Source organism: Akkermansiaceae bacterium, from assembly GCA_019634595.1.
Lineage (GTDB): Bacteria > Verrucomicrobiota > Verrucomicrobiia > Verrucomicrobiales > Akkermansiaceae > Luteolibacter.
Map to the genome: position 1 here is coordinate 637059 of JAHCBC010000001.1, position 23367 is coordinate 660425.

The following is a 23367-nucleotide window of genomic DNA, read 5'->3' on the forward strand; positions in this document are numbered from 1 at the left end:
TGGTGTCGCTCAGCGTTTCGTCGCCAGGATCAGGTTCGCGTTCCAGGCGTTGTAGTGGTAGCCTGAGCCGAAGGGGATGGATGTCGTCGGATTGGCGGCATAGGCGGCGCGCAAATCCGCTTGGGCATGTTTGGCGAATAGCTCGATGGGTGCCTCGTAGTTGCCGAAGTAGCGGATGTTCCACTGACCTTGGTCGAAATAGCGGAAGGGAATGCCAGAGTCGTCCTGCAGGATGGCGTTGGAGTTTGCGAGGTAGAAGTTCCGCACTTTCGAGAACCGGTCATCGTGCGTCAGGTAGGACGCCGCCTTGAAGTAGGTGACGCCTCTGCCCTGTGACGCGACCCAGGATTGGTAGGCACCGTTGAAGCCGCTGTTGGAAAGGTCGCCGGAGACGTAGGTCGCGCGGTGGCCTCCGCCACGGGCATCATTGAAGGTGATCTCGACTCCCGGCTTTCCGCCTGCGGAAACGGAGGACACGCCCGTGACCGTGCCGTTAGAAAGGGCGATGGTTCCCAGCAGGATCGGCGTCACCCCGCGCAGCGCGCTGCGTTCCAGGTCGGACCGCATGTCCTTCGTGATGAAGTAGCCCACGCGGAGCTGGGTTTTCGTCGCTTCGCGGTAGGCGGGCAGTGCCCCCAGCACCTCCTCCGGCGGCAGGTGTTCCAGCGGAGGCACCTCGCCCACGCCTTCCAGGCCGAGCAGGACGTAGTTCGGCGCATCGGGGAACATGCCGCGCACGTGCAGCAGATCGGGTCCGCCGAATGGATAGTGGACCACCCCCGGTGAGGGGAGATTCTGTGCGGACCATGTGTTCATCGCGGAAATCCGGCGGCTGGCGAGCTGCCTCCAGACGGAACGCATTTCGCGCTGGTGGACCTGGTAATCGACGGTGAGCTGGAGCTTTGAGAGGAGCGCGCCCCGCCGGACCGGCTTGCCTGCGAGGAAGAGGGCGATGTCATTCGCGCCGGCCTCTCCCCCCACTTCCTTGAACTCCGGTGGCGGGTCTTCCAGATACTGGACTTTGCTCGTCTTCGGTTTCGATGCGCAACCGGCGATGAAGGCGCAGGCGAGCAGGAGCAGGGCGTGGGAGCGTTTCATGGATGGTGGGATGAGGATGGAGCGTTTTACCGGCTTGAGGGGACTTTCAACCGTTTCAGGGGAAAATACAACAGCCATGCCAGCAGGATGGTCCCCAGTCCGGCGATGGTGGGGCCGGGGGCGGCGATGAAGGAGCGCACCATCACGAATCCGGTCATCGCCAGGAACACCAGCGCCGGCAGTGGGAACCACGGGCAGCGGAATGCCCCGGGCACAGGCTGCCTCGTCGCGCGCAGGATGAAGATGCCCGCCACCGTGAGGAAGGAGCACAGCGTCAGGCCGAACTGCGTGTAGGTGAGCAACCGCTCGAAATCGCCCACACAGACGAAGATCAGTGCCAGCAGGAATTGGAACAACGTCGCCGCCACCGGGATGCCGTGCCGGTTGCGCTGTCCCAGCAGGCCGATGGCCGGGAAATCCTTGCCCATCACATTCAGCACCCGTGGCCCCGCCCAGATCAACGCGCTGACCGTGGCGACGAGTCCCAGGGAAAGCAGTCCGCTGAACCAGCGCGCCGCGCCTTCTCCGAAAAGGGATACCGCCGCGACGAAGCCCACTTCGTTCACGCCTTGCAACGAGGCGAGGGGAGCGGCCCTCAGGAAAGCCATGTTCAGCAGCAGGTAGAGGATGGTCACCAGCACGGTGCCGAGCAGCAAGGCCCGCGTGAGGGTGCGGCGCACGTCCTCGATCTCATCCAGGATGTAGATCGCCGCGTTCCAGCCGGAGTAGGCGTAGAACACGAATAGCAGGGCGATGGCATACGCGGGTTGCAGGATGATGGCCAAGTCCTCGGTGAGCTTCGGTTCCCACCTGACGTCGCCCTTTCCGGGCAGCACGAACGAGGCGATCACGAATCCCACGATGAGCGACAGCTTGAGGATCGTGGAGACGGTCTGGAGCCAGGCGCTGGATTTCAACGTGATCAGATGGCCCGCCGTCACCGCCACCAGCGCGGTGATGGACACCGCCTTTGCCGGGAGCCAGTCCACGGCGCTGTGCGCGTAGTTTCCAAGCGGTATGGCGGCCAGTGCCGTTGGCGCGGCGAAACCGACCACCACGGAGATCAATCCCGCCGCCCAGCCCATGGACGGGTGGTAGAGGGTGGAGATGAAATGATACTCCCCACCGGAGCGGGGCAGGGCGCCACCGAGTTCCGCATAGCAGAGGGCACCGCACAGGGCCAGCAATCCGCCCAGCGCCCAGACCAGCATGAGCGCGGGGCCGGACGGGATGGGCCCCACCTGGTAGCCCAGGCTGGTGAAGACACCTGTGCCCACCATGCTGGCCACCACCAGTGCGGCCGCAGGGAGGGTCCGGATGCGGCGCTGGGGTGGTTCACTCATTCCATGCGGTTTTAGGCGTCGCCTCCCCACCGGGCAAGCTTTCGGCCATCATTGCCGTGGAGATTTGCCGGGAATTCTCCGCCTACGCGGAAATCCGCCGGATCTTGCATGAAACAAAAGCGCCTCTAGAGACTTGCGGACGCCGTCACCCCCGCGTTGAATCCCGGCCCACAGGCATGTTTTTGCTCAAAAAGGTCTTCCAACTCCGGGATCACGTGAATCCGGACAATGAAAAGCCGTTCCTTGACCACCTCGAGGACCTGCGCGTCACGGTGTTCCGGATCGCCATTACCCTGATTCTTTCCATGGTCTTGTGCTTCGCGTTCCAGAAGCATCTCATGGAGATCCTCCAGCGGCCGATCTACAAGGTGCTGGATGATACGGCGAAGGAGCAGCTCGCCAATCCACCGATCCCCCTCACCCCGGACCGCTGGGAAGCGGCGAAGGCGGCGGAGCATGCCGCGGGCAGCCTGCCTACCGGAGAACGGGAGATTTTCCTGCGCCACCTGAAGGACCCGGATCTGGAGCTGCATGCCCGCATCGCCGCCCTCCAGCGGGCTGCTCTCACGCTTCCGGAAGAGAAACGGGATGCATTCCTCAATGAAGTCACCCCGGAGCAGAAGGTGCGGGAGCAGGTGAAATTCCTCATCGAACGCAAGGTCCAGCCGGAGGTGTCCGTGCGCGGGGACCTGCGGATGATGTCCACCCTGAAACCCACGGAATCCTTCATGCTGTCCATGAAACTGGCGTTCTTCGCCGGTATCATCGTTGCGTTCCCGCTGTTGCTGACCTTCATCCTCCAGTTCATCCTGCCCGGCCTGCACCAGAATGAGAAAAAGGTGCTGTGGCCCGCGCTGGCGGTCGCGTTCGGGTTGTTCCTTTCCGGCGTTTGTTTCGCCTACTTCGTGGTGCTTCAGAAGGCGCTGGAGTTCTTCTACCAGTATAGCCTCTCGCTGGGTGTCGCGAACGAATGGCGGATCGGCGAATACATCTCCTTCGCCACCACGTTCACCCTGTTGTTCGGGGTCGCGTTCGAGCTGCCGGTCGTCGTCATGGTCATCGTGAAGCTGGGGCTGCTCAGCTACGGCACGATGAAGAAGACCCGCAGCTACGCCATCGTCGGCATCATGGTGCTGGCCGCCGTCCTCACCCCCACGCCGGACATCATCACGCTCTCGCTCATGGCCCTGCCGATGTATGTCCTCTATGAGATCTGCATTTTCCTGGCCTGGCTGCTGGAACGGAAGGAGAAGAAGGCCGAGGAAGCGGAGGCGAAGGAGCGCATGGAACGCCTGCTCCGTGACTACGAGGAGCATGAAGACATCCGCACCGCCCATAATGACGAGCACGCGGACCACGGTGACGACGGCTGGAAGGCGGAGGAAACTCCTGATCACGATCCCTACCACGACTATCACAGCCAGTATCACGACGAGACTCCGGACACCGCCGAACCGCCGGAGATCGAGGAACTCAAGGAAGATCCCGACCTTTCCGATGAACCTGTCGATCCCGCGGCGGGGCCGCCCGACAGCATTCCGGAGGAAGAGGAACGCCGCCGCAACCAGGACTGACCTGTTCCCCATTCCCACCTTGAACCGTCCATGACCGAACCGGCCAAAGCCACCGCCCGCTCGCCCTTCGCCGGCTGCGCGATCTTCATCTGTGTGGTCGTGATGATGGTCTTCCTGATCGTCATCTCCATCGTCACCTTTTTCCGCCAATACAAGGAGATCGCGAAGTTCACCGATGAGAAGCCGGTGCCGGTGGCTGTCACCTCCATCGAGGGCAGGGAAGGGGATCTCAACCGGCTGGCGGAGCGGCTGGAGGTCTTCCGGCAGGATCTGGCGGATGAAAAGGACACCACCTTGGCCCTCTCCGCGGATGACCTGAATACGTCGGTGGCGGTCTATGACTCCCTCAAGGACTTCAGGGGAACTTTCCGGATCCTGGAGATCGGTGAGAAGGACGTCCGCATCGCCGCATCGTTCCCGCTCAATGGCATGCCCCGGCTCGCAAGGGAAGGGGAGTCGGGAGGAGTGACGACGGACCCCCGCTACCTCAACGGAACCATCATCGCCCGTCCGGAGCTGTTCGAGGGCGAGCTGGTGCTCCAGATTTCGGACATCCAGGTGCCTGGCAAGACTGTCGTGAAGGAATTCATCGAGCGCATGTCCCCTTACCGCGTGACGGAGCGTTACAAGACGGATCCGGTCCTCGGACCTACGATGAAGAAACTCAGCGGAGTGGAGCTTTCCGGTGGGAATCTCGTGCTGCGCCGCAAGGCCGGGGAGGTCATTTCCACCACCATCACGGATGCCCAGGTGGACGCGGCCTCCGGCAGACTGGTGAAGTTCCTGGCCATCGGAGCCTCCCTTTTCCTCCTGTTCGTCGCCTGCATGCTGTTTCTCGGCTTGCGGAAAAAGCGGGAAATCGTTTGATTTCGGACGTTCCGGGAAAAAATTGGGCCTGGTTCACCGTTTGCCTGTTCCACCCCGTCCTTGTCATGAAACTTCCCACCACCTGCGTTCTCGTCGGATTGTCCCTCTCCGCCTTCGGTCATGCGAAGGAAGCATCCGCCGGTCCTTCCGCCCCGGGAGCCGCCGTGCCGCCTGCCGTTCCGGCTGAACCTGTGGCGACACCACCGGCTCCTCCCGCGCCGAAACCGGCACCCAGCCCGTCATCCGAAACGGAGGCCCTTTCGACGAAAAACAAGCTGGAGGCGGAACGCCTCACCGCGGAAACCAACAAGCTGCGTGCCGAGATCACCCGCCTGAAAATGGAGCGGGAACTCATCACCGAGCGGCTCGCGCTGGACGCCGCCAAAAAGGCCGAGGCCGAACTGAAGGGTGATGCGGACAAGGAGAAACTCACCAAGGAAGGTGAAATCGCCAAGCTCAGGGCGGACAAGCTCACCAACGACCTCAAGTCCCTCCAGACGGAGGCCATGCTGGAGCTGACCAAGCTCCAGAACGACATCTCGCTCATCGAGACCACGGAAAAGCGGGCGAAGTTCGCCGATGCGAAGCCGGTGTATCTGGAGAAGCCGCTGCGTGACGACGGGGTGCTGGTCATTTCCGACCGGCGCATCCCTCTCAACGGGATGATCGTCCCGGCCACCGCGGACTACATCACCAGCCGGATCGACTACTGGAACAACAAGGACAAGAAACTGCCGATCTTCATCGTCATCGACGACTGCCCCGGCGGTTCGGTCATGGCCGGCTACCGCATCCTGAAGTCGATGGAAGCCAGCGAGGCTCCCATCCACGTGGTGGTGAAATCCTTCGCCGCCTCCATGGCCGCGTGCATCACCACGCTGGCGGAGGAATCCTACTGTTATCCGAATTCCCTCATCCTCCACCACCAGATCTCCTCGCAGCTCATGTTCGCGAGGTTGAATCTCACCCAGCAGAAGGAATTCTACCAGGACAGCCAGCGCTGGTGGGAACGCCTGGCCAGCCCGGTCGCGGCAAAGATGGGAATCTCAACGGATGACTTCATCAAGAAGATGTATGAAAAGGCTTCCGGCGGCGATTGGAGCGAATTCGGGGACAAGGCACAGGAGCTGAAGTGGGTGAACCACATCCTGACCGGCATCGAGGAAACCTCGCTCAACAAGGATCCGGATACGACGGAGAAGCCGAAGCCAGCGGCGGCTCCGGCGGCGTTTGAGGAAACGGTGGATGCCGACGGCAAGCCCTGCATGTTCCTCCCGCGCCTCAACCCGAAGGACGTCTATTTCCTCTACAATCCCGACGGCTACTACCGGGTCAGGTAAAGGAGGGAAATGCCATTGACGCGGCAGCGTCATGGAGTGCGGCGGCCCTCCGCCGCTGTGGGCGAGGATGCCACCGTAGGAGAAATGGCACGGGGACGGGGGGCGGAGAACCTCTTCGTTAGGGGAGAGTCATGTCCGCGACTGATAGCGGCAGAGGTCTGCCGCACTCCATGACGCTGCCGCGCTCAGGGAGATTCCCGTGTCCGGCATCCACCTTTACCGTCACTCCGCGGCATGCTTCCGGTGCCAGTCCGCGAAGACCTGCGGGGAGATCTCGGATGGCTTGATCTCGGAGCGCCCGCCCCAGAAGACGTTGGTGTAGGAAACGGGGATGCCGATGGACTCCAGATGGCGGTCGATCGCCGCCTTGTGCTCCAGCACGCGCGGCTTTTCGGTGCCATGCACCACCCCCATGATGTTCACGTCGCCGAACTGCGGCCCGCCTTCCCGCCAGTAGCAGTGGGTCATGCAGAAGTGGCGGCCGACCTCGGCCCCTGCCTCGATCTCACGGCCCTTCGGCACCGCCCAGTGGAACAGCCCGTTGAAGCGGGTGACCCGTTCGCCGGTGGAGGAGGGTTTCACGTGCTCCAGAAAGGTGGAGAACCGGCCGATGACCTTCTTCGCGTTCAGCGTCTCCGCCACCTCGCAGAACCGCTCGATGGAAACACCGGCTTTCTCCGCCCGGCCGATCCATGGATCATAGACGACCTCGTCCGGGGTGAGTTCTTCCTTGAGGCACAGCAGGACGTTCCATTCTTCCGGCGTGAGTTCCACCGGCACGGTGGTCATCATGACCGCAGGCTCCTCCGCCTTGTCGCCCGGCTCCAGCTCCCTGCGGCGGACGTGTCCCACCCCGAGGGCGAAGACGCCGTTCGCGGGCATCAGCAGATATTCGGTGGCCCCGGTCAGGCGCTTGAGCGCGTCCGCATGGAACTCCAGCGATTCGCCCACAGGCACTTTGAGCGTCGTCCACAGGCGGTAGCCGGAACCGGAAACCTCTGTGTCCGTTGAGCGGATCACCACATGGCCGGAAAAAGGATCCTCCTTCGACATGAAATCAAAGGCAGCGTTCAGCTTTTCCTCCGGCACCTTCCAGGCGACGAGGGCACCGTGGGCCAGCTTGGTCGAAAGCAGCGTCTGGCGCACTCGGCGGACAACGCCCGCTTCCAGCATGGCGCGGATGCGCTCGATGACCGTGGGCAGATCGACTCCGGATTTCTCCGCGATGACATGGAAAGGATGGCGGTGGAAACCGGCGATGAGATCCTCGGAAATGGCGAGGATCCGCGCGTTCACGGGATCGGAGTGTTCGGTGGGAATGGTATGCATGGGAAAATGGGCTGGGTTGGAATACGGGAAATTCAGACGGAAGTTTCGCGCGGCAACCCATCCAGATAGTTCAGGGCGCTTTCACGATCAAGGATTCGTCCTTCGAGTTGCTCGGTCTGGATGAATTCCAGCACTTCGCGGAACCGCGGGCCGGGCTTCATCCCACGGGAGATGAGATCCTGCCCGGTCACCAGGCGGGGGGGGATCAGCGGCTGCGCGGAAAACTCCGTCTCCTTTTCCAGGAGGAAGTCGTAGTTGTCGGTGAAGCCGTTGGAAGATCCGCAATCGACACGGTGCAGCTCCATTTCCATCGGAAATGTCGGCTCGGCCATGAACCTTTTCAGTTTGGCCACCCTCATCTTCTGGACGTGCATGAACTGCATGTGCCGCGCCACCATCGGCACGACAGCATCGATCACCGCGTTCGGATATTTCAAGCGGGTGAGAATATCCGCGGCCATTTCAGCACCCGATGCGTCATGCCCGTTGAAACGGATGCGTCCGGTGTCCTCATCCACCGTCCGGGTCGGTGGCTTGGCGATGTCATGCAGCAGGACGGACAGGCACAGCTCCAGCGGTGCGTCCGGCCCCAGCATCTCCAGCATGATGAGGGTGTGGACATACACGTCCCCCTCCGGGTGCCACTCCGGCGGCTGGTCGCAGCCGATGAGTGCATAAACCTCCGGGACGATGTGTTCCATCAGTCCGCTCTCCACCAGAAGCTCCACGCCCTGCCGGCGGTGCGGGCAGGTGATGATCCGGGAAAATTCGTCCCGGATGCGCTCCGGCGAGATCTTCGCCAGCAGCCCGGCATTCCCGCGGATGGCTTCGTGCGTCTCTTCCTCGATGGGGAACTCCAATGAAGTGGAAAAACGGATCGCCCGCAGCAGGCGCAGCGCGTCCTCTGAAAAGCGTGCGGATGGATTCCCGATGGCCCGCAGGCACCGGGACCGGAGGTCAGCCATTCCCCCCACGTAGTCGATGATTTCGCCCGTCTCCGGATCCTCGAACAGGCCGTTGATGGTGAAGTCCCTCCGCTCCGCGTCCTTTTCGGGAGTAGAGAACTCCACCGATTCCGGCCTCCGCCCGTCCTTGTAGGAACCATCCGTCCGGAACGTGGCGATCTCCACGTGGTGGCCGTCGTGTTTGGCGATCACCACACCGAAATGGGCCCCCACTTCGTTGGATCCGGGAAAAAGCCGCAGAACCTCCCCCGGAGTCGCGGAAGTGGCGATGTCATAATCCTTTGGTTCACGACCGAGCTGGCGGTCGCGCACGCATCCACCCGCGAAAAGAGCGGTGTGACCGGCTTCGCGGAGGCGGCGGGCCAGGTGGAGGGCGGATTCCCGTGCGGACATCCGCCCACTTTCCAGCCGCCGGGCGGGATGATCAAGGGTGAAGCGCGGCCCGAACCACGCAACCGTGCCGTGTTCCGGGAAATCCGCCGGATGATAATCCAGAACTTTGCGGAACGTAACGCCGTCATGAGATGGATCACCTTCGGCTTTTTGGCAACCGCTTGGGCATCAGCCGCCGAATGGCAGCGGCCGCCGGGTTGGACGGCGACCCGGGGCGGGGAGGGCGGACAGGTGATCGAGGTGACAACGCTCAATGCCACCGGACCGGGTTCACTCTCGGAAGCTCTCGGTGCGAAGGGAGCGCGCACCATCGTCTTCAAGATCGGTGGTGTGATCGATCTGGCGGGCCGCAAGCTGAAGATCTCCAATCCGAAGGTGACCATCGCCGGTGAGACCGCGCCATCTCCCGGCATCACGTTGATCAAGGGCGGGCTGTCGATTTCCGCGGACGATGTGATCGTGCGGCATCTCCGCGTGCGCCCGGGGGAAAACGGCAAGGCGAAAAAGAGCGGCTGGGAGGTGGATGCAATCTCCACCAATGCCGCGGCGGATGTGATCGTGGACCATTGCTCGATCACCTGGGCCACCGACGAAAACCTCTCCGCCTCCGGTCCCCGTCATGAGGGGGCGACGCCGGATGACTGGCGCGAAAACACCTCGCGCCGCATCACCTTCAGCCACTGCATCATTGGCGAGGGGCTGAAGGACTCCACCCACGGCAAAGGCGTGCACTCCATGGGGTCGCTGATCCACGACAACGTGGGTGACGTCCTCATTTATGGGAATCTCTACATCAGCAACAACGATCGCAATCCGCTGTTCAAGGGCGGTGCGCGCGGCGCGGTGGTGAACAATTTGATCCACAACCCCGGCATGTATGCCTTCACCTACTCCCTTTCCGAAAAGGAATGGGAAGGCCACACGTGGGAGCGGGGAGCGGTCGCGGTGACGGGGAATGTGCTCCGGCAGGGGCAGGACACGCGCCGCAGTTCCTTCGCCCGGCTGCGTGGACCCAGCGACCTCTGGTTCTCCGACAACCTGCTCTTTGACAAACAGGGTGTGCCGCATCCCCCGAAGCTGGAAATCACCGGCTTGGGAGGCAAACCATCCACGGCGGAGGAACAGAAGATCACGCTGCTCGAAAAGGCACCGAAGTGGCCGGAAGGACTCACCGCCAAGCCTGCTTCCGAAACCACCGGATGGGTGCTGGAAAATGCCGGAGCAAGGCCATGGGACCGCGACGCCACGGACAAGCGCCTGATCGCCGAAGCCCGCAGCGGGGGAGGGAAGATCATCAACAGCGAGAGCGAGGTCGGCGGATATTGAGATCCGCCTCAAAAAAAACGCCCCGGTTGCCCGGGGCGTTCGGAGAGGTCCGTTTGGAGGTCTACCGGATCAGCCGCCCAGCACGTCATCCATCGCGTCGATGAGTTCCTGCATCGTCGCTTCGGTTTCGTTGCCCATGTTGGAGATGCGGAAGGTGAGGCCCTTCACTTTGCCGTAGCCGCCGTTGATGAGGAAGTTGTGCTTCGTCTTCAGGTTCTTGATGAACCCGGACTGGTCGAAGCCTTCCGGAGTCTTGAAGCAGGTGAGGGCGGTGGAGCGGTAGCCTTCCGGCGCGAAGTGCTCGAAGCCGTGCCTGGCACCCCACGCGTGGATCATCGTGTTCGTCTTCGCATGACGTGCCTTGCGGGCGGCGAAGGTTTCCTTGGTGATCTCACCGAGGATGTATTGCAGGCCGTAAAGGACGGAGATGGCCGGGGTGGACGGCGTGTTGTTCACCGCGGCGTTCTTCGCGAACTCGACGAAGTCGAAGTAGTAGCCACGGTTCGGGGTGCCCTTGGCGCGCTCCATGGCGGCTTCGGAAACGGCGAAGACGGCGAGTCCCGGAGGCAGCGCCAGCGCCTTCTGGACGCCCGCGAGCATCACATCCACGCCATTCGCATCCATGTCCACGTCCACCGTGGAGAGGGAGGAAACGGTGTCCACGATGAGCATCGTGTCCGGGAAGGACTTCACCACCTTGGCGATGGCGGGCAGGTCGTTGAGGACGCCGGTGGAGGTTTCCGAGTGGATGAAGGTCACGGTGTCGAAGCCACCTTCCGCCAGCTTGGCGCGGACGGCTTCCGGATCGAAGGTTTCACCCCAGCCGACCTGGACGGAATCGGCCTCATAGCCGCACTTCTTGGCGACATCCAGCCACTTGTCGGAGAACGCGCCGCAGCAGAGGCAGAGCACCTTCTTGCGGGCCAGGTTGCGCAGGGCACCTTCCATCACGCCCCAGGCGGAGGAGGTGGAAAGGAAGACAGGGCGCTTCGTCCCGAAGATCTCCTGGAGACCGGGCTGGAGGGAGGCGTAGAGAGCCTCGAAATCAGAGCCGCGGTGGCCGATCATGGTGTGGGACATCGCCTCGAAGGTTTCCTTCGAAACGTCGATGGGGCCTGGACTGAAGAGTTTGGGCGTTGGCATGGTGTTGGAAAGGTCTGAAGTTTTCAGTTTTCTGGAAGAAGACTGATCAGAGGAGGTTGTAGGACTTGAGGAGCGCGGTGAGCTGCTCCGTGCCGGAGGAGTTGAGTCCGACGAGCGGCAGGCGGAACTCGTCCGAGCAGTGGCCCTGCAAGGCGACGGCGGACTTGATCGGCACCGGGTTGACGTCGATGGACATCAGGCCGCGCATCAGCGGGTAATACTTCTTCTGAAGCGCGAGCGCTTCGGGGAAGTTCCCTGCAAGGCAGGCGTCCACGAGGCTGACGATCACCTCGGGCACGAGGTTCGCGGCGACGGAAACGAGGCCGTTCGCACCGGCGGCGAAGAAGGGGAGGGTGAGCGGATCATCCCCGCTGAGGATGCCAAATCCTTCCGGCAGCGCCTGGACGAGCTGGTTCACGCGGTCAACCGATCCACCCGCCTCCTTGATGGCGACGACGGTCGGGCAGTCCGCGGCGAGGCGGGCCGCCGTCTCCGGGGCAATCTCGATGCTGGAGCGGCCGGGCACGCTGTAGAGCATGATCGGCAGTTCCGTGGACTCTGCGATGGCGCGGAAGTGCTGGTAGAGGCCTTCTTGGGAGGGCTTGTTGTAGTAGGGGCAGACTTGGAGCGTGCCGGTTGCTCCCAGCTTCTCGGCGGCTTCCGTAAGCTCGATGGCTTCGGCGGTGGCGTTCGCGCCGGTGCCGGCGACGACTTCGCAGCGGCCGGCGGCGAATTCCACGGCGAGGCGGATCACCTCGATGTGTTCCTCCGTATCGAGGGTAGGGGATTCGCCCGTGGTGCCGACCGGGACGATGCCGGTGACTTTCGCGGCGATCTGTCTTTCAATCAGGGCTTGGAAAGCGGGGACATCGATCCCGCCGTCGCGGAACGGGGTGATCAGGGCGGTGTAGGTGCCGGAAAAGCTCATGGCTGGCGGGAGGATGAACGGCATTTTGCGAAGGGCAAACCCGTAACAGAGGAAAATGAGAAATTCTGTGTTCCTGTACAGGTTTGCGGCTCACGGATACCTGTGTTAGGGTGACAGATGACTGATACCCCAAAAGAAATGTGCCTTTTCATTGGTGGCAGTGCGGATGGGAAGCGCCTGGAGGTGGACTCCAGCCAGTTGGAAATCCGGCTTCCATCGCTCTCGGGCCAGCCAGCCTTGCAGGATCCCGTGGCCCGTGCCTTGGACAACGATCCCATCCCGGATGAAACCGTCGTCTATGAAATCTACCAACGTCTGGATGTGGAGAACGACGCCGGGGAAACCGTCGTCTATGCGCTGAACGGCTTGGGCGAGGACGCGATCACCGTGCAGCTCACAAAGCACTTCGGCTCAGCGGAGTCCGCTCCGTTGATGTGAGGCCCCGTCAGGCATTGCCAGCCGGAGGGAAGAGGAAATCTTTTTCTCCTTCCAGCCGTTCACGCGCGACCTGGAGATAGTCGGCGTCCAGCTCGATGCCTGTGAATGCGGCGATCCCTTGCCTGGCTGCCGCAACCGCACTGGTGCCGATGCCGAGGAACGGATCCAGCATGCGGGTGGCGGCTCCCTTGCCATGGAGGCGGATGCATTGCTCCACCAGCGCGACCGGGAAGGTGGCCGGGTGGGGGCGGTCCTTGTCCCGGGAGTTGATGGTATCGTAGGGGATGAACCAAGTGTTGCCACGGCACCGCTTGTCTTCACCGCCAGTGTGGCCCCAGCGGGCGATGTTCGATTTGTCCTGGTAGGGGACACCCGCACCCCTGCGGTCGAGCGGTATGTCGCCTCCTTTCGTCAGGTGGAAGACATACTCGTGGCAATCGTTCACGTAGCGCTTGGAATTGATCGGCTTGAAATGCCCGGCGCTGATGGACTCCCCGGCACGCGTGGTCACCGTGATGGACTTGATCCAGTGGAACGTGTTCTGGAGCACGAAAAGCGGATCCGCCCCCTCCGTCAGGGAAAGGATCAGTTGGTGGGGTAGCAGGGGATTCGCCGGAGCCGCGCCGATGTTGAGGAAAAAGGAAGCGTCGTCCGCCATGACCCGGCGTACCTCCGCCGCCCACTCCCGGCACCACGACAGGAACTCATCCCTCGGCGCGGTGTCCTTGAACGTGTTGTAGCCGATCCCGAGATTGTAGGGCGGGGACGTGACGACGAGATCCATGCTCCCGGTGGCCAAGCCGTGCATGACTTCGAGACAGTCCCCTCCGATCAGATTCATCGGGGTGGATCAATAGGGCAGTTGCTCCTCCGTGTCCAAGCTTCCCGGCAGGGCGGGCGTTTTGGAAAAAGGGATTCGCAGCTTTAGATCCCCGGGATCCACGCCGCCACGGCGGAGGATTTCGATGTAGTCCGCGATCAGCATGGGCGGCATCGGCCCATGGGCGAGGTGGTGCAGCGGCCTTCCTTCGTGCTTTTCCGTCAGGATGCGGGCGAAGGCCAGACGTATGTAAAACGGAAGCGCGGTGTCGAACGCCGTGAGCATGAGATATTTCTCCCGTTCATCCACCCCCAGCAAGACCGCGGCGGCCAGTACCATGGTCGTCCCCACGCCTGACCGCTGGGCACCGGGATCCACCAGCAGGTAGGAGATGTAGCCGGTGGTTTCATCCGCCATGTGGATGCCGAAGGTGCCCACCCTGCCGCTGGAATCCTCCGCGATCAGGATGCGGTGATCCCTCGACTCCAGGTAATCCTCATAAAGCACGCGGCCGCTCTCCGGTACCCCGCAGCGCTCGTTCCTCGCGTAGAGTTTCAGGCACCAGTCGATGTCATCCATCTCCAGCGGCCGGAACTTCAGCGCGCGAACCTTTCCCCCGACTTTCTTCAGATCCCATGGATACCAGGTATCGAAGGCCAGCCGCAGGCGGCGGATGCCGCGCTGCCACGCGGGAAAGGCATGCCTGCGCTCAGGCATGATGGAGCAGGATGGAATTCGCGGCGAAGTGATTGGAAAGAATGTCCGAAACGATGACCATGGGCGTGCCCGGACGCACCAGGCCGCGTTCCTTCAGATGCTCCGTGACCGCGAGGATGGTTTCCTCGATGTTCACCGCGAAGGAGATCTGGTATGCGGTGATGCCGCGTGTCAGCGAAAGCTGGCGGCACACGATGGGTTTCGGCGTGAAGGCGTAGAAATGGGCGGTTTTCGGGCGCAGCAGCGCGACGTGGTTGGCCAGCACGCCACGGCGAGTCAGCACCACCAACCGTCCGTCCGGAAGCGAGTCCGCCAGGGTGACGGCGGCGCGGGCGACTTTCTGACGCTCGTCCCGCAGCAGGACGTTCTGGCCATAGCCCAGACCGCCGGATCTTTCGATGCGGGAGGAAATGCGCACCATCGCCTCCACACAGCGCTCCGGATAGCGGCCCACGGATGTTTCACCGGAGAGCATCAGGGAGTCCGCCTCCTCATAGGCCGCGTTGGAAACGTCGGTCACTTCCGCCCGGGTTGGCGTCGGGTTGGAGATCATGGACTCCAACATCTGGGTGGCCACGATCACACGGGTGCCCAGTTCATGGCACCGCTTCACGATCCGCCGTTGCAGGATGGGCAGTTCCTCGAAATCCACCTCCACACCCAGATCACCGCGGGCGACCATGATGACATCCGCCGCGTGGATGATGGCGTCAATGTTTTTGACCGCCTCCTGGTCCTCGATCTTCGCGACGATCTGCGCTTCGCCTTCCAGCGCTTCCATCGCTTCGCGCAGTTCACGTACGTGGGAGGAGTCGCGGACGAAGGAACCCGCGATGTAGTCCGCCTTGCAGGCGACGGCCAGGGCCAGGTCCTTGTGATCCTTTTCGGTCAGCGCGGGCAGGTTGAGCCTCACGCCGGGCAGGTTGATGTGGCGGCGGGATCCCATGGTCCCGGGAGTCTTCACATAGCAGTGGATGCGGTCCTTCTCCACTTTGTCGATGCGCATCAGCAGCACACCGTTGTCCACGACCAGGGTGTTGCCCTGCTTCACATCCGCCATCAGGCCGGGATAGTTCACCGTGGTGGAAATGGGCAGTTGGGGAACGGTGTTCTCCTCACGGAACTCCACGATGTCGCCTTCCTTTAGCTCATACGGCGTCTCCACCGTGCCGGTCCGGATCGATGGTCCGGTCAGGTCGAACAGCACGGAAATGTGGACGCCCCGTTCGTCGGACTGGCGGCGCACCCGCCTGGACATCTCGCTGGCCCACTCGTGCTTGGCATGGCTCATGTTCAGGCGGAACACGTTCACGCCGAGGTCGATCAGTTTCCCGATCATTTCTTCAGATTCTGTGGCCGGGCCTAGGGTAACGGTGAGCTTGGTCTTGCGGGGCATGGGATGGAAATCAGATGGATAGGCGGCCGGAACATGCAAAGCAGGCCTCGTGCCGCAGGGGAGGAAATACGCCCCCGGGGGTGCTGGCAAGGCCCCATCGGTGAAAGATCCGCCGCTGCACGCGGACATCTTTCCTTTGAAACGCAAAAACGGCGAATCCCGTGGAGGATTCGCCGGATTTGGAGAAATCCCGCCGCAGGAAGTCCGCGGCGGGTGACAAAGCAGGATCAGGCCTGGTCGATGGTCTTCTCCGTCGCCGCGTCGATGACCGCGAAACGCTCGCGGTGGAGCGACGGATCCGAGCGGAAGATGAGGCGGCCGGAGTGGGACCGTTCCAGTTCCACCAGCAGCTTCGCGTCGTCCGACTTGAAGCGGTTGAGCACGTCGCTGTTCACGATGACGATGAGATCTCCGACGTGGTCGCGGTGTTTCTGGATGACGGTGTTCAGGCGGCGCTGGATCTCCACGGACATGGTCATCGGCGTCTTCACCCGGCCACGGCCCTGGCAATACGGGCACGGCTCGTACATCGAGTCCCGCAGGGATTCGTTCAGCCGCTGGCGCGTCATCTCCATCAGGCCGATGGGGGAGATCTGCAGGACCTGGGTCTTCGCCTTGTCCTTCTTCAGGCGGTCCTTCATCGCCTTGTACACCGTCTGCTGGTCCTTGCGGTGGCGCATGTCGATGAAGTCAACCACGACCAGACCGCCGATGTTCCGCAGGCGGAGCTGGCGGGCGACTTCCTGGGCCGCCTCGACGTTCGTTTCGAGGATCATCTTGTCCACATCCTTCGAGCCGCGGTTGCGGCCCGTGTTGACGTCAACGGAGATGAGCGCCTCGGTTTCATCGATCACGATGTAGCCGCCGCATGGCAGCCAGACCTGGCGGGAAAACGCCTCGTCGATCTGTTTCTGGATGCTGACCTTTTCGAAAATGGGCTGGTGGCCGGTCGCCAGGTGGTGGACCCGGCGCTTCGCACGGCGGGAGATCTTGCCGGCGATCTCGCGGATGAGCTCGGTGGTTTCCGCGTCGTCGCAGAGCACCTGGTCGATCTCGTCCGTGAGGAAGTCGCGGGCGGTCCGCTCGATGAGGCCGGGTTCCTGAAAGATGCAGGCCGGGGCGGGGCGGGTGGCGCGCTTTTCCTCGATCTCATCCCACTGCTCCAGCAGCATGGCGAGGTCGCGGACAAAGTGGCGGGCGCGGGTGCCGCTGGCCACCGTCCTCATGATGATGCCCATGCCCTCCGGCACGGACAGCTTCTGGACGATCCGGCGCAGCCGCTGGCGCTCCTTCGGGTCCTCGATCTTCCGGGAAATGCCGAACTGTTCCGTGAATGGCATCAGCACCAGGTAGCGGCCTGCCAGGGAGATGTTGGTGGTGACCCGTGGTCCTTTCGTGCCGATCGGGCCTTTGGAAACCTGGATCACGATCTCCGAACCGATCGGATAGATGTCCGGGATATCCTTTGAGGTGACCTTCTTCTGCTGCTTCTTTTGTTTGCCTTCGCGCTGGATCTCCTCCAGCCCGGAGTCGAGCGCGGCGGGGATGGCGTCCCAGAAGTGGAGGAAGGCATTCTTGTCCAGGCCGATGTCCACGAACATGGCCTTCAGGCCGGGTTCGATGTTCTTGACCTTACCCTTGAAGATGCCGCCGACGATGTTCTGGTCGCCCTCGCGTTCGACGGTGTATTCCTCAAGGACACCGTCTTCGAGCAGGGCGACGCGCCGCTCCAGTTTTTCGACGTTGACGATGATGCTGTTTCCCCGGGAGGGATCGGGTTTGCCGATTCCGAGGAGTCTTTTGATACGTTGGATCATGGTTTTGATAAGAATCTGTTAGATAGGGAGGAGGTGAGAAAGCATATAATTTCACCTGCGGCGTCCCCGGACCGGCTTCGCGCGGGGGATGAGGCCTTCGGCTTCCGCTTCCTCCGTGATGGTTGGCTTCGGTGCGGTGGGTTTGGCGCTGGTGGCAGGGGCTTCCGGAGCGGTGGTGTCGGCCTCGTCGCCGCTTTCGCCATCTTCCGTTGCAATGATCTGGATGGTGGAGAGGAAATTTTCGGGGAGTATCATATCCTCGGCTTCATAGCGCTTGTCGTTGCCGGCGAATTCCGTCTGCGGGCTGAGGCCCAGCCTGATGCCGTCGTTCTCCTGTCCGAAAATGCCCTGGTAGATCACATTGGCGAGGGGGCCTGCCACGGCGCCACCGGACCCGCCGTTCTGCACCAGCACGCACACCGCATACTTCGGCTTGTCGAACGGAGCGAAGCTGACGACCCAGGCATTGTGGGACTTCTTGCCACGGTCGATGGTTTGCGCCGTTCCGGTTTTGGCAGCGACTTCGACATTGGGAACCTTGAGCTTGCCCGCGGTGCCTCCCGCTTCGTTGACCGCCATCCACATGCCCTTCCGGATCAGCTCCAGATCGGACGGCTTCACCCCCGCCTCGGTGATGTCCACCTTGAGCTTCGGCGTGTCCGTGATGATGACCTCGCCATCATCCCCCACCACTTTCTTCACGATGCGGGGGCTGTAGTATTTACCGCCGTTGGCGATGCAGGAAACCATCGCGCAGAGCTGGAGCGGGGTCGCCATCGCGTTGCCCTGCCCGATGGAGAGGAAGGCATTCTCCACCAGCGTTACGCTCGCGCTTGGATAGCGGGCCTTCCATTCCTTGTTGCCGGGAATGATGCCGGGTTCCTCGTTCGGCAGTTCGATGCCGGTCTTCTGGCCGAAGCCGACGAGGGTGAATCCTTCGGTCATGCCCCGGGGGGTGACTGCACCCGCCATCTTGTTGAAGTAGGGGTTGCAGGATTGCTGGATGGCCTTCGCCAGCCCCAGGGTGCCGTGGTTGCCCTTGCTCTTGTTGTAGAGCCAGCAGCCGATGGAATGGTTGCCGAATTTGATGTAACCGGGGCTGCAACTGAAGGAATTGTTGGCGACCCCTTTCATCGAACCGGAGATTGCCGTGGGCAGCTTGAATGTGGAGCCGGGGGCAAAGCCGGACAGTCCGCGGTTGGTGAACGGCTTGAACGGGTTCGCGTTGTATTCGGCGAACTGCTTCGCGGTGATGCTGGGGACGAAGGAATTCAGGTCATAGTCCGGCACGGAGGCCAGCGCCAGCACCTCGCCGGTGTTCACATCCATCACGATCGCCGCACCTCGGCCGACCTTCCGCATGACATTTTCCGCCAGCAACTGGATCCGGGCGTCCAGGGTGAGCTGCACGTTGGCACCGGCCCGCGGGTTGCTCTCCGGGAAGGAACTGACGACCGCCCCTTTCTCATCCATCACCACCTGCGTCTTCGCGCTGATGCCGCGCAGGTGCTGGTCCATGGTGCCCTCAATGCCCATTTCCCCGCGTTCGTCGCCGACGTAGTGGTTGAACTCCCTCTTCTCCGCGTCCGTGATGTCCTTTTTCTCCCACTGTTTCACGAAGCCGATGACGTGGGACGCGAGCGCGCCGTAGGGATATTCCCGCTGTGGCTTGGTGCGGATGGTCACTCCGGGCAGTTCCAGGTTATGTTCCGCGAACTTGGCGAACTCCTCATAGTTGAGGTCCGCCCGGTAGGTGAAAGGCACCAGTCCGCCGTGGGTGCGGTAGTGCACCCGCAGCGCGTTCTCGTTGTAGCTTTTGTCCAGTTTCAGTTCCTTCAGGCGGGCGACCGTCCATTCGTTGACGATCCTGACGATGTCCCGCTCGGGGATTTTCCGCTGCATCCCGCTCACCAAGGCCACGCGGTTCAGTTTCGGGTCGTCGTCGTGCTGGCGGCGGTAGGCGCGGTAGATTTCATCCAGGTTGAAGGATACCTCGTAGTTGCGGAGGTTGCGGGCCAGCTCGACCCCGTTGCGGTCGGTGATGTTGCCGCGGATGCCGGGTTCCCGCACCGTGACGATGCGGCTGCCGGGGACCTGCGCCTGGAAGTGTTCCTTGCGCTCGATCTGGAAGCTGTGCAGGCGGGTCAGCAGCGAACCGAACCCGAACAGGATGAGGGCGGTGAGCAGATAGATTCTGACGCGGTAATGGGGTTCCATGGGGAAATCAGAAGGTGCGGCGGCGGTTCTTTTTGTCCGCATCCGGGTTGATGGAATATTGGCATAGCGAAGCGATCGAAAAGAGCAGCCAGAAGACCAGCGGGGAGAACAGCATGGTCGCCAGCGAGGTATAGGCCATCTGCATCAGCGTGGCCTTTGTCAGGATGAACCCACCCCGGATGAAGCTGATGGTCGCATACTCCGCGGCCAGATAGAGGAACACCGCGATGCCGGAGAGGGCCACGGAGAGATACCATTTGCCCTGCCGGAACAGCGGCTGGATGCCCTGCATCAGGTAGCCCATGCCCGCGAACAGCAGGATGGACGAGCCGAAGCGGATGGACTCCACCGGCTGGGTGTACACCTCAGGATCCCCGCCGTGGGGACCGGTCACGCTGTTCGCATCCCACAGGAATCCGGAAATGAGCGCCAGCAGCAGCATGGCGGGGGACTCCACCGTGACGGCGGCACAGAGGAAGACCAACTGCACCAGCAGCACGCGGGAGTTGTGGAAACCCGTGAACGCCGGAAGGAACTGCTGCACCACAAACGCGGCGAGCACCAGCAGGACGGTGATGATGGTGTAGCGGATCACGGCTCAGGGATCTCCCGATAGCACGACGAAAACCGTGCTGAGATCCGCGAAGTCAACCGAGGGACGGACGATAGCTTCGGAATCCAGCGCGCCTTTCTCGACGTGCTCAATGGTTCCTAAAAGGATGTTGGCCTGGAAGATGCCTCCCCGGCCGGTGGTGAATACAAGTTGTCCAGGTTTGAGCAGGGCTTCCTTGGACAAAAATCTCAGGCGCAGGCGCGGCTCGCCTTCGCTCATGCCTCCGCGGGGGCCGCTGAGGATGCCGATCTCCGGTGAACCTTCCACTTTCGCGGAAACCTGGCATTTCTCGTCCGTCAGCAGCAGGACGGACGAACGGCCATTGTCCGCACGGTCGATCTTGCCGACGAGACCTTCGTTGGAAAGCACCGCGAGCTGGATGCCGATCCCGCGTTCGGTCCCTGCGTCGATCTCCACGGTCTGGCCCCAGGTGTTCGGCTGGTTGCGGATGACCCGTGCGGCCACCACGTCGAACTTCGTTGCCTGCTTGAACTGCAGGGCATGGCGGAACTGGGCGTTTTCATTCTCCAGTTCGCGGAAACGGGACTCGATGACGCGCAAACGGCCAAGCCTGCCATTCACGGCTTCCAGCTCGGTTTCGAGCGCCTTTGAGTGCCGGACTTCCTCCATGAAATTCCGGGCGTTGACCTCCGTCTTGGAGCCGACGCTGAGGAAAGGGGACATGGCGGAGAAATAGACCGCCTGGATCTCCCGTACTGCCCGCTCGCTGCGGGTAAGCGCCCACATGGCCCCTCCGAGGAAGAGCAGGAGTGCGATGAGGTTGAGTGGTTTCATGGCCGGAAAGGGGCCGTGATCTCAGATCAACGGTCCGAGTTGGTGACCCGCTTCAGAAGCGCGAGCTCCTGCAGCGCCTTGCCGGTGCCCTCCGCCACCGCGCTGAGCGGATCTTCGGCGATGTGGACAGGCAGGCCGGTTTCCTCGCGCAGCAGGCGGTCCAGGCCCTTGAGGAGGGCTCCGCCACCGGCGAGGACGATGCCCCGGTCAACCAGGTCCGCCGCCAGTTCCGGCGGGCAGCGCTCCAGCGTGGTGCGGACGGCATCCACGATGGTGTTGAGAGGGTCGGACATCGCTTCCCGGATCTCCTGGGAAGTGATCGTGATGGTCTTTGGCAGGCCCGCCACCAGGTCGCGGCCTTTCACCTCCATCGTGAGTTCTTTCGGCAGCGGGGCTGCGGAGCCAAGGCGGATCTTGATGTCCTCCGCGGTGCGCTCGCCGATCATCAGGTTGTAGGCCCGCTTCATGTATTGGATGATCGCTTCGTCCAGCTCATCGCCCGCTGTGCGGACGGAACGGGCATAGACGATGCCGGAGAGGGAAATGAGCGCCACCTCCGTGGTGCCGCCGCCGATGTCGACGATCATGTTGCCGGACGCCTCCTGGACCGGCAGGCCGACACCGATCGCGGCGGCCATCGGCTCCTCGATCAGATACACCTCGCGCGCACCCGCCTGCTCGGCGGATTCGCGGACGGCCCGGCGCTCCACTTCCGTGATGCCGGATGGAATGGCGATCAGGACCCGCGGGGTGGAACGCTTGTTCTTGTTCACCTTTCGGATGAAGTGGCGGAGCATGGCCTCCGTCACCTCGAAGTCGGCGATGACGCCGTCCTTCAGCGGGCGGATCGCCACGATGTTGCCGGGGGTCCGGCCGAGCATGCGTTTCGCATCGTCTCCGACCGCCAGCACCTCATTGGTGCCGGACTTCACCGCCACCACGGACGGTTCGCGGAGCACGATGCCGTGATCCTTGACGTTGATCAGAGTGTTCGCCGTGCCGAGATCGATGCCGATATCATTGGAAAAAAGATTGCCGAAAAGCTTTTTGAACATTGGATGAAATTGAGAATGAGAGACTCGTGGAGAAAGTGTCAGCGATCCGGACGCACCGGGTGGCGTCGGCTTGCGACCGCGGAAAAAAACTTCCGCAAGACAAGTCGGCGGCATACAGCGCCGGAAGAGGGGAAAAGGCTCATCATTCGGCCCGCTCAGGTCAAGCGGGAATCCGGTGTTCCCCAAAGTCTTTTCAGGCGTTCCACGCCCTCAATCTCAGTGCTTCGCAAGCAGCGGTCCGACCGCCGAACGGCGGACCAGGAACTCATCCCCGACCGCCCCATAAGCCTGCGCCCCGATCCCCGTCGGGTCGTGTTCGAAGATCGTTTTTCCGTGGCTCGGTGCCTCGCCGATCCGGATGGTGCGCGGAACAACCGCTTGATACATCTGTTCCGGGAAATATTTGGATACTTCCTCCACGACTTGGCGGGAGAGCAGGGTGCGTCCGTCGTACATCGTCATGACGATGCCCTCGAGGCGGATGTCCGGGTTCGCATCGGAACTGCGGATCTGGTCGATGACGTGGACGATCTTTGCCAAGCCCTCGAGGCCGAACCACTCGCACTGGAGGGGAATCACGATCTCATCCGCTGCGGCGAGGGCGGAGGTCATCAACACACCCAGCGAGGGGGGGGTATCGAGGATGCAATACTCAAAGAGGTCATTCGGCTTGAGCGCCTGGAGGATCTTCCGGAGGCGGGTGAGGTGGTCGTCGCTGCGGGCCAGCTCGATCTCGACGCCGGCGAGGTCCATTTCGGATGGGACCAGCCACAGGTTTTCGCGGCCCGTTTCCATGATCTGGTCATGGACGGTCTTTTCCCCGATCAGCACCGGATACATGCTGCTGCCGTCCGGAGGCTCGATGCCGAGTCCGCTGGTGCAGTTCGCCTGGGGATCGAGGTCGATCAGCAGCACGCGCTGGCCACGGAGGGCAAGTGCGGCGGAGAGGTTGAGTGCGGTGGTGGTTTTACCCACGCCGCCCTTCTGATTGGCGATGGCGACAACTTTCATGATTCCCAGAGGCAGGCCCGACGGTCGCGGAGTCTTCCGGTTGGGCGGTGGACTGGCAACCAAATTGCAGCGGAAGAGAGAGAAGTTGATCCGCAGGGCTTCCCGCGGCAGCATCCGCGGGACATGACCGGGTGGAATGAATCAACGCTGCGGGGCGCGGCATCGTGGAAGGCCTTCAAGGA

The 23367-nt window shown here is 62.4% G+C and carries 20 protein-coding genes; 5 read left to right on the forward strand and 15 right to left on the reverse strand.

Annotated features, from left to right (window positions below; genetic code table 11):
• Positions 1-9: 9 nt before the first annotated feature.
• Together KF712_02640 and KF712_02645 are read right to left on the reverse strand one after the other, a co-directional pair.
• Positions 10-1098, reverse strand: a complete 1089-nt coding sequence (locus tag KF712_02640; protein ID MBX3739863.1) for a hypothetical protein — start codon at positions 1096-1098, stop codon at positions 10-12.
• Positions 1099-1124: 26 nt separating this feature from the next.
• Positions 1125-2441 (reverse strand): amino acid permease, encoded by a 1317-nt coding sequence (locus KF712_02645; protein MBX3739864.1) that lies wholly within the window; start codon positions 2439-2441, stop codon positions 1125-1127.
• Positions 2442-2617: 176 nt separating this feature from the next.
• On the opposite strand from KF712_02645, the gene tatC reads away from it, so the two are divergent.
• The 3 genes from tatC (at position 2618) to KF712_02660 (ending at position 6222) form a co-directional block, all read left to right on the forward strand.
• Positions 2618-4015, forward strand: a complete 1398-nt coding sequence (gene tatC, locus KF712_02650; GenBank protein MBX3739865.1) for a twin-arginine translocase subunit TatC — start codon at positions 2618-2620, stop codon at positions 4013-4015.
• Between the two features lie 30 nt (positions 4016-4045).
• Positions 4046-4882: a hypothetical protein gene (locus KF712_02655; GenBank protein ID MBX3739866.1), complete on the forward strand. Its 837-nt coding sequence runs from the start codon at positions 4046-4048 to the stop codon at positions 4880-4882.
• Positions 4883-4947: 65 nt separating this feature from the next.
• Positions 4948-6222, forward strand: coding sequence for an ATP-dependent Clp protease proteolytic subunit (locus tag KF712_02660; protein MBX3739867.1), 1275 nt, complete (start codon positions 4948-4950; stop codon positions 6220-6222).
• 222 nt (positions 6223-6444) lie between these two features.
• Here KF712_02660 and KF712_02665 read toward each other — a convergent pair whose 3' ends face one another.
• Together KF712_02665 and KF712_02670 are read right to left on the reverse strand one after the other, a co-directional pair.
• Complete coding sequence (locus KF712_02665; protein MBX3739868.1) at positions 6445-7551, reverse strand: Lrp/AsnC family transcriptional regulator; 1107 nt, start codon at positions 7549-7551, stop codon at positions 6445-6447.
• A gap of 32 nt (positions 7552-7583) precedes the next feature.
• A complete protein-coding gene (locus tag KF712_02670; GenBank protein MBX3739869.1) occupies positions 7584-8909 on the reverse strand; it encodes a CCA tRNA nucleotidyltransferase in 1326 nt (441 codons plus the stop codon).
• A 126-nt stretch (positions 8910-9035) separates the two neighbouring features.
• Between KF712_02670 and KF712_02675 the strand changes: the two genes are divergently transcribed.
• Positions 9036-10235: a hypothetical protein gene (locus KF712_02675; GenBank protein MBX3739870.1), complete on the forward strand. Its 1200-nt coding sequence runs from the start codon at positions 9036-9038 to the stop codon at positions 10233-10235.
• Between the two features lie 69 nt (positions 10236-10304).
• Here the strand turns inward: KF712_02675 and KF712_02680 are convergent, their stop codons facing one another.
• Complete coding sequence (locus KF712_02680; GenBank protein ID MBX3739871.1) at positions 10305-11378, reverse strand: alanine--glyoxylate aminotransferase family protein; 1074 nt, start codon at positions 11376-11378, stop codon at positions 10305-10307.
• A gap of 46 nt (positions 11379-11424) precedes the next feature.
• Positions 11425-12306 carry a 4-hydroxy-tetrahydrodipicolinate synthase gene (gene dapA, locus KF712_02685; GenBank protein ID MBX3739872.1) on the reverse strand — a complete coding sequence of 294 codons (882 nt, stop codon included), beginning with the start codon at positions 12304-12306 and terminating at the stop codon, positions 11425-11427.
• A gap of 138 nt (positions 12307-12444) precedes the next feature.
• On the opposite strand from dapA, the gene KF712_02690 reads away from it, so the two are divergent.
• Positions 12445-12744: a hypothetical protein gene (locus KF712_02690; GenBank protein MBX3739873.1), complete on the forward strand. Its 300-nt coding sequence runs from the start codon at positions 12445-12447 to the stop codon at positions 12742-12744.
• A gap of 7 nt (positions 12745-12751) precedes the next feature.
• Here KF712_02690 and KF712_02695 read toward each other — a convergent pair whose 3' ends face one another.
• The 9 genes from KF712_02695 to KF712_02735 all read right to left on the reverse strand — a co-directional run bounded on the left by KF712_02695 (position 12752) and on the right by KF712_02735 (position 23185).
• Positions 12752-13585, reverse strand: coding sequence for a site-specific DNA-methyltransferase (locus KF712_02695; protein ID MBX3739874.1), 834 nt, complete (start codon positions 13583-13585; stop codon positions 12752-12754).
• Between the two features lie 9 nt (positions 13586-13594).
• Complete coding sequence (locus KF712_02700) at positions 13595-14281, reverse strand: GNAT family N-acetyltransferase (GenBank protein MBX3739875.1); 687 nt, start codon at positions 14279-14281, stop codon at positions 13595-13597.
• Positions 14274-15677, reverse strand: a complete 1404-nt coding sequence (gene pyk / locus KF712_02705; protein ID MBX3739876.1) for a pyruvate kinase — start codon at positions 15675-15677, stop codon at positions 14274-14276. Before pyk ends, KF712_02700 begins: the two co-directional genes overlap by 8 nt.
• Before the next feature lie 227 nt (positions 15678-15904).
• Entirely contained in the window at positions 15905-17494 is a 1590-nt protein-coding gene (locus KF712_02710; GenBank protein MBX3739877.1) for an Rne/Rng family ribonuclease, read from the reverse strand.
• 51 nt (positions 17495-17545) lie between these two features.
• Complete coding sequence (gene mrdA, locus KF712_02715; protein MBX3739878.1) at positions 17546-19711, reverse strand: penicillin-binding protein 2; 2166 nt, start codon at positions 19709-19711, stop codon at positions 17546-17548.
• Positions 19712-19718: 7 nt separating this feature from the next.
• Positions 19719-20306, reverse strand: a complete 588-nt coding sequence (locus tag KF712_02720; protein MBX3739879.1) for a hypothetical protein — start codon at positions 20304-20306, stop codon at positions 19719-19721.
• A gap of 3 nt (positions 20307-20309) precedes the next feature.
• Positions 20310-21119: a rod shape-determining protein MreC gene (locus KF712_02725; GenBank protein MBX3739880.1), complete on the reverse strand. Its 810-nt coding sequence runs from the start codon at positions 21117-21119 to the stop codon at positions 20310-20312.
• A gap of 26 nt (positions 21120-21145) precedes the next feature.
• Entirely contained in the window at positions 21146-22174 is a 1029-nt protein-coding gene (locus KF712_02730; GenBank protein MBX3739881.1) for a rod shape-determining protein, read from the reverse strand.
• Between the two features lie 216 nt (positions 22175-22390).
• Positions 22391-23185 carry a ParA family protein gene (locus KF712_02735; GenBank protein ID MBX3739882.1) on the reverse strand — a complete coding sequence of 265 codons (795 nt, stop codon included), beginning with the start codon at positions 23183-23185 and terminating at the stop codon, positions 22391-22393.
• Positions 23186-23367 lie beyond the last annotated feature (182 nt).

Bases quoted from the DNA above. Each gene is read 5' to 3' on its own strand.
- KF712_02730 (MBX3739881.1), bottom strand. From the start codon at position 22,174: ATGTTCAAAAAGCTTTTCGGCAATCTTTTTTCCAATGATATCGGCATC.
- KF712_02695 (MBX3739874.1), bottom strand. From the start codon at position 13,585: ATGAATCTGATCGGAGGGGACTGTCTCGAAGTCATGCACGGCTTGGCC.
- tatC (MBX3739865.1), top strand. From the start codon at position 2,618: ATGTTTTTGCTCAAAAAGGTCTTCCAACTCCGGGATCACGTGAATCCG.
- KF712_02655 (MBX3739866.1), top strand. From the start codon at position 4,046: ATGACCGAACCGGCCAAAGCCACCGCCCGCTCGCCCTTCGCCGGCTGC.
- KF712_02645 (MBX3739864.1), bottom strand. From the start codon at position 2,441: ATGAGTGAACCACCCCAGCGCCGCATCCGGACCCTCCCTGCGGCCGCA.
- KF712_02690 (MBX3739873.1), top strand. From the start codon at position 12,445: ATGTGCCTTTTCATTGGTGGCAGTGCGGATGGGAAGCGCCTGGAGGTG.
- KF712_02725 (MBX3739880.1), bottom strand. From the start codon at position 21,119: ATGAAACCACTCAACCTCATCGCACTCCTGCTCTTCCTCGGAGGGGCC.
- KF712_02640 (MBX3739863.1), bottom strand. From the start codon at position 1,098: ATGAAACGCTCCCACGCCCTGCTCCTGCTCGCCTGCGCCTTCATCGCC.
- dapA (MBX3739872.1), bottom strand. From the start codon at position 12,306: ATGAGCTTTTCCGGCACCTACACCGCCCTGATCACCCCGTTCCGCGAC.
- pyk (MBX3739876.1), bottom strand. From the start codon at position 15,677: ATGCCCCGCAAGACCAAGCTCACCGTTACCCTAGGCCCGGCCACAGAA.
- KF712_02660 (MBX3739867.1), top strand. From the start codon at position 4,948: ATGAAACTTCCCACCACCTGCGTTCTCGTCGGATTGTCCCTCTCCGCC.
- KF712_02675 (MBX3739870.1), top strand. From the start codon at position 9,036: ATGAGATGGATCACCTTCGGCTTTTTGGCAACCGCTTGGGCATCAGCC.
- KF712_02680 (MBX3739871.1), bottom strand. From the start codon at position 11,378: ATGCCAACGCCCAAACTCTTCAGTCCAGGCCCCATCGACGTTTCGAAG.
- KF712_02710 (MBX3739877.1), bottom strand. From the start codon at position 17,494: ATGATCCAACGTATCAAAAGACTCCTCGGAATCGGCAAACCCGATCCC.
- KF712_02735 (MBX3739882.1), bottom strand. From the start codon at position 23,185: ATGAAAGTTGTCGCCATCGCCAATCAGAAGGGCGGCGTGGGTAAAACC.
- KF712_02670 (MBX3739869.1), bottom strand. From the start codon at position 8,909: ATGTCCGCACGGGAATCCGCCCTCCACCTGGCCCGCCGCCTCCGCGAA.
- KF712_02665 (MBX3739868.1), bottom strand. From the start codon at position 7,551: ATGCATACCATTCCCACCGAACACTCCGATCCCGTGAACGCGCGGATC.
- KF712_02700 (MBX3739875.1), bottom strand. From the start codon at position 14,281: ATGCCTGAGCGCAGGCATGCCTTTCCCGCGTGGCAGCGCGGCATCCGC.
- mrdA (MBX3739878.1), bottom strand. From the start codon at position 19,711: ATGGAACCCCATTACCGCGTCAGAATCTATCTGCTCACCGCCCTCATC.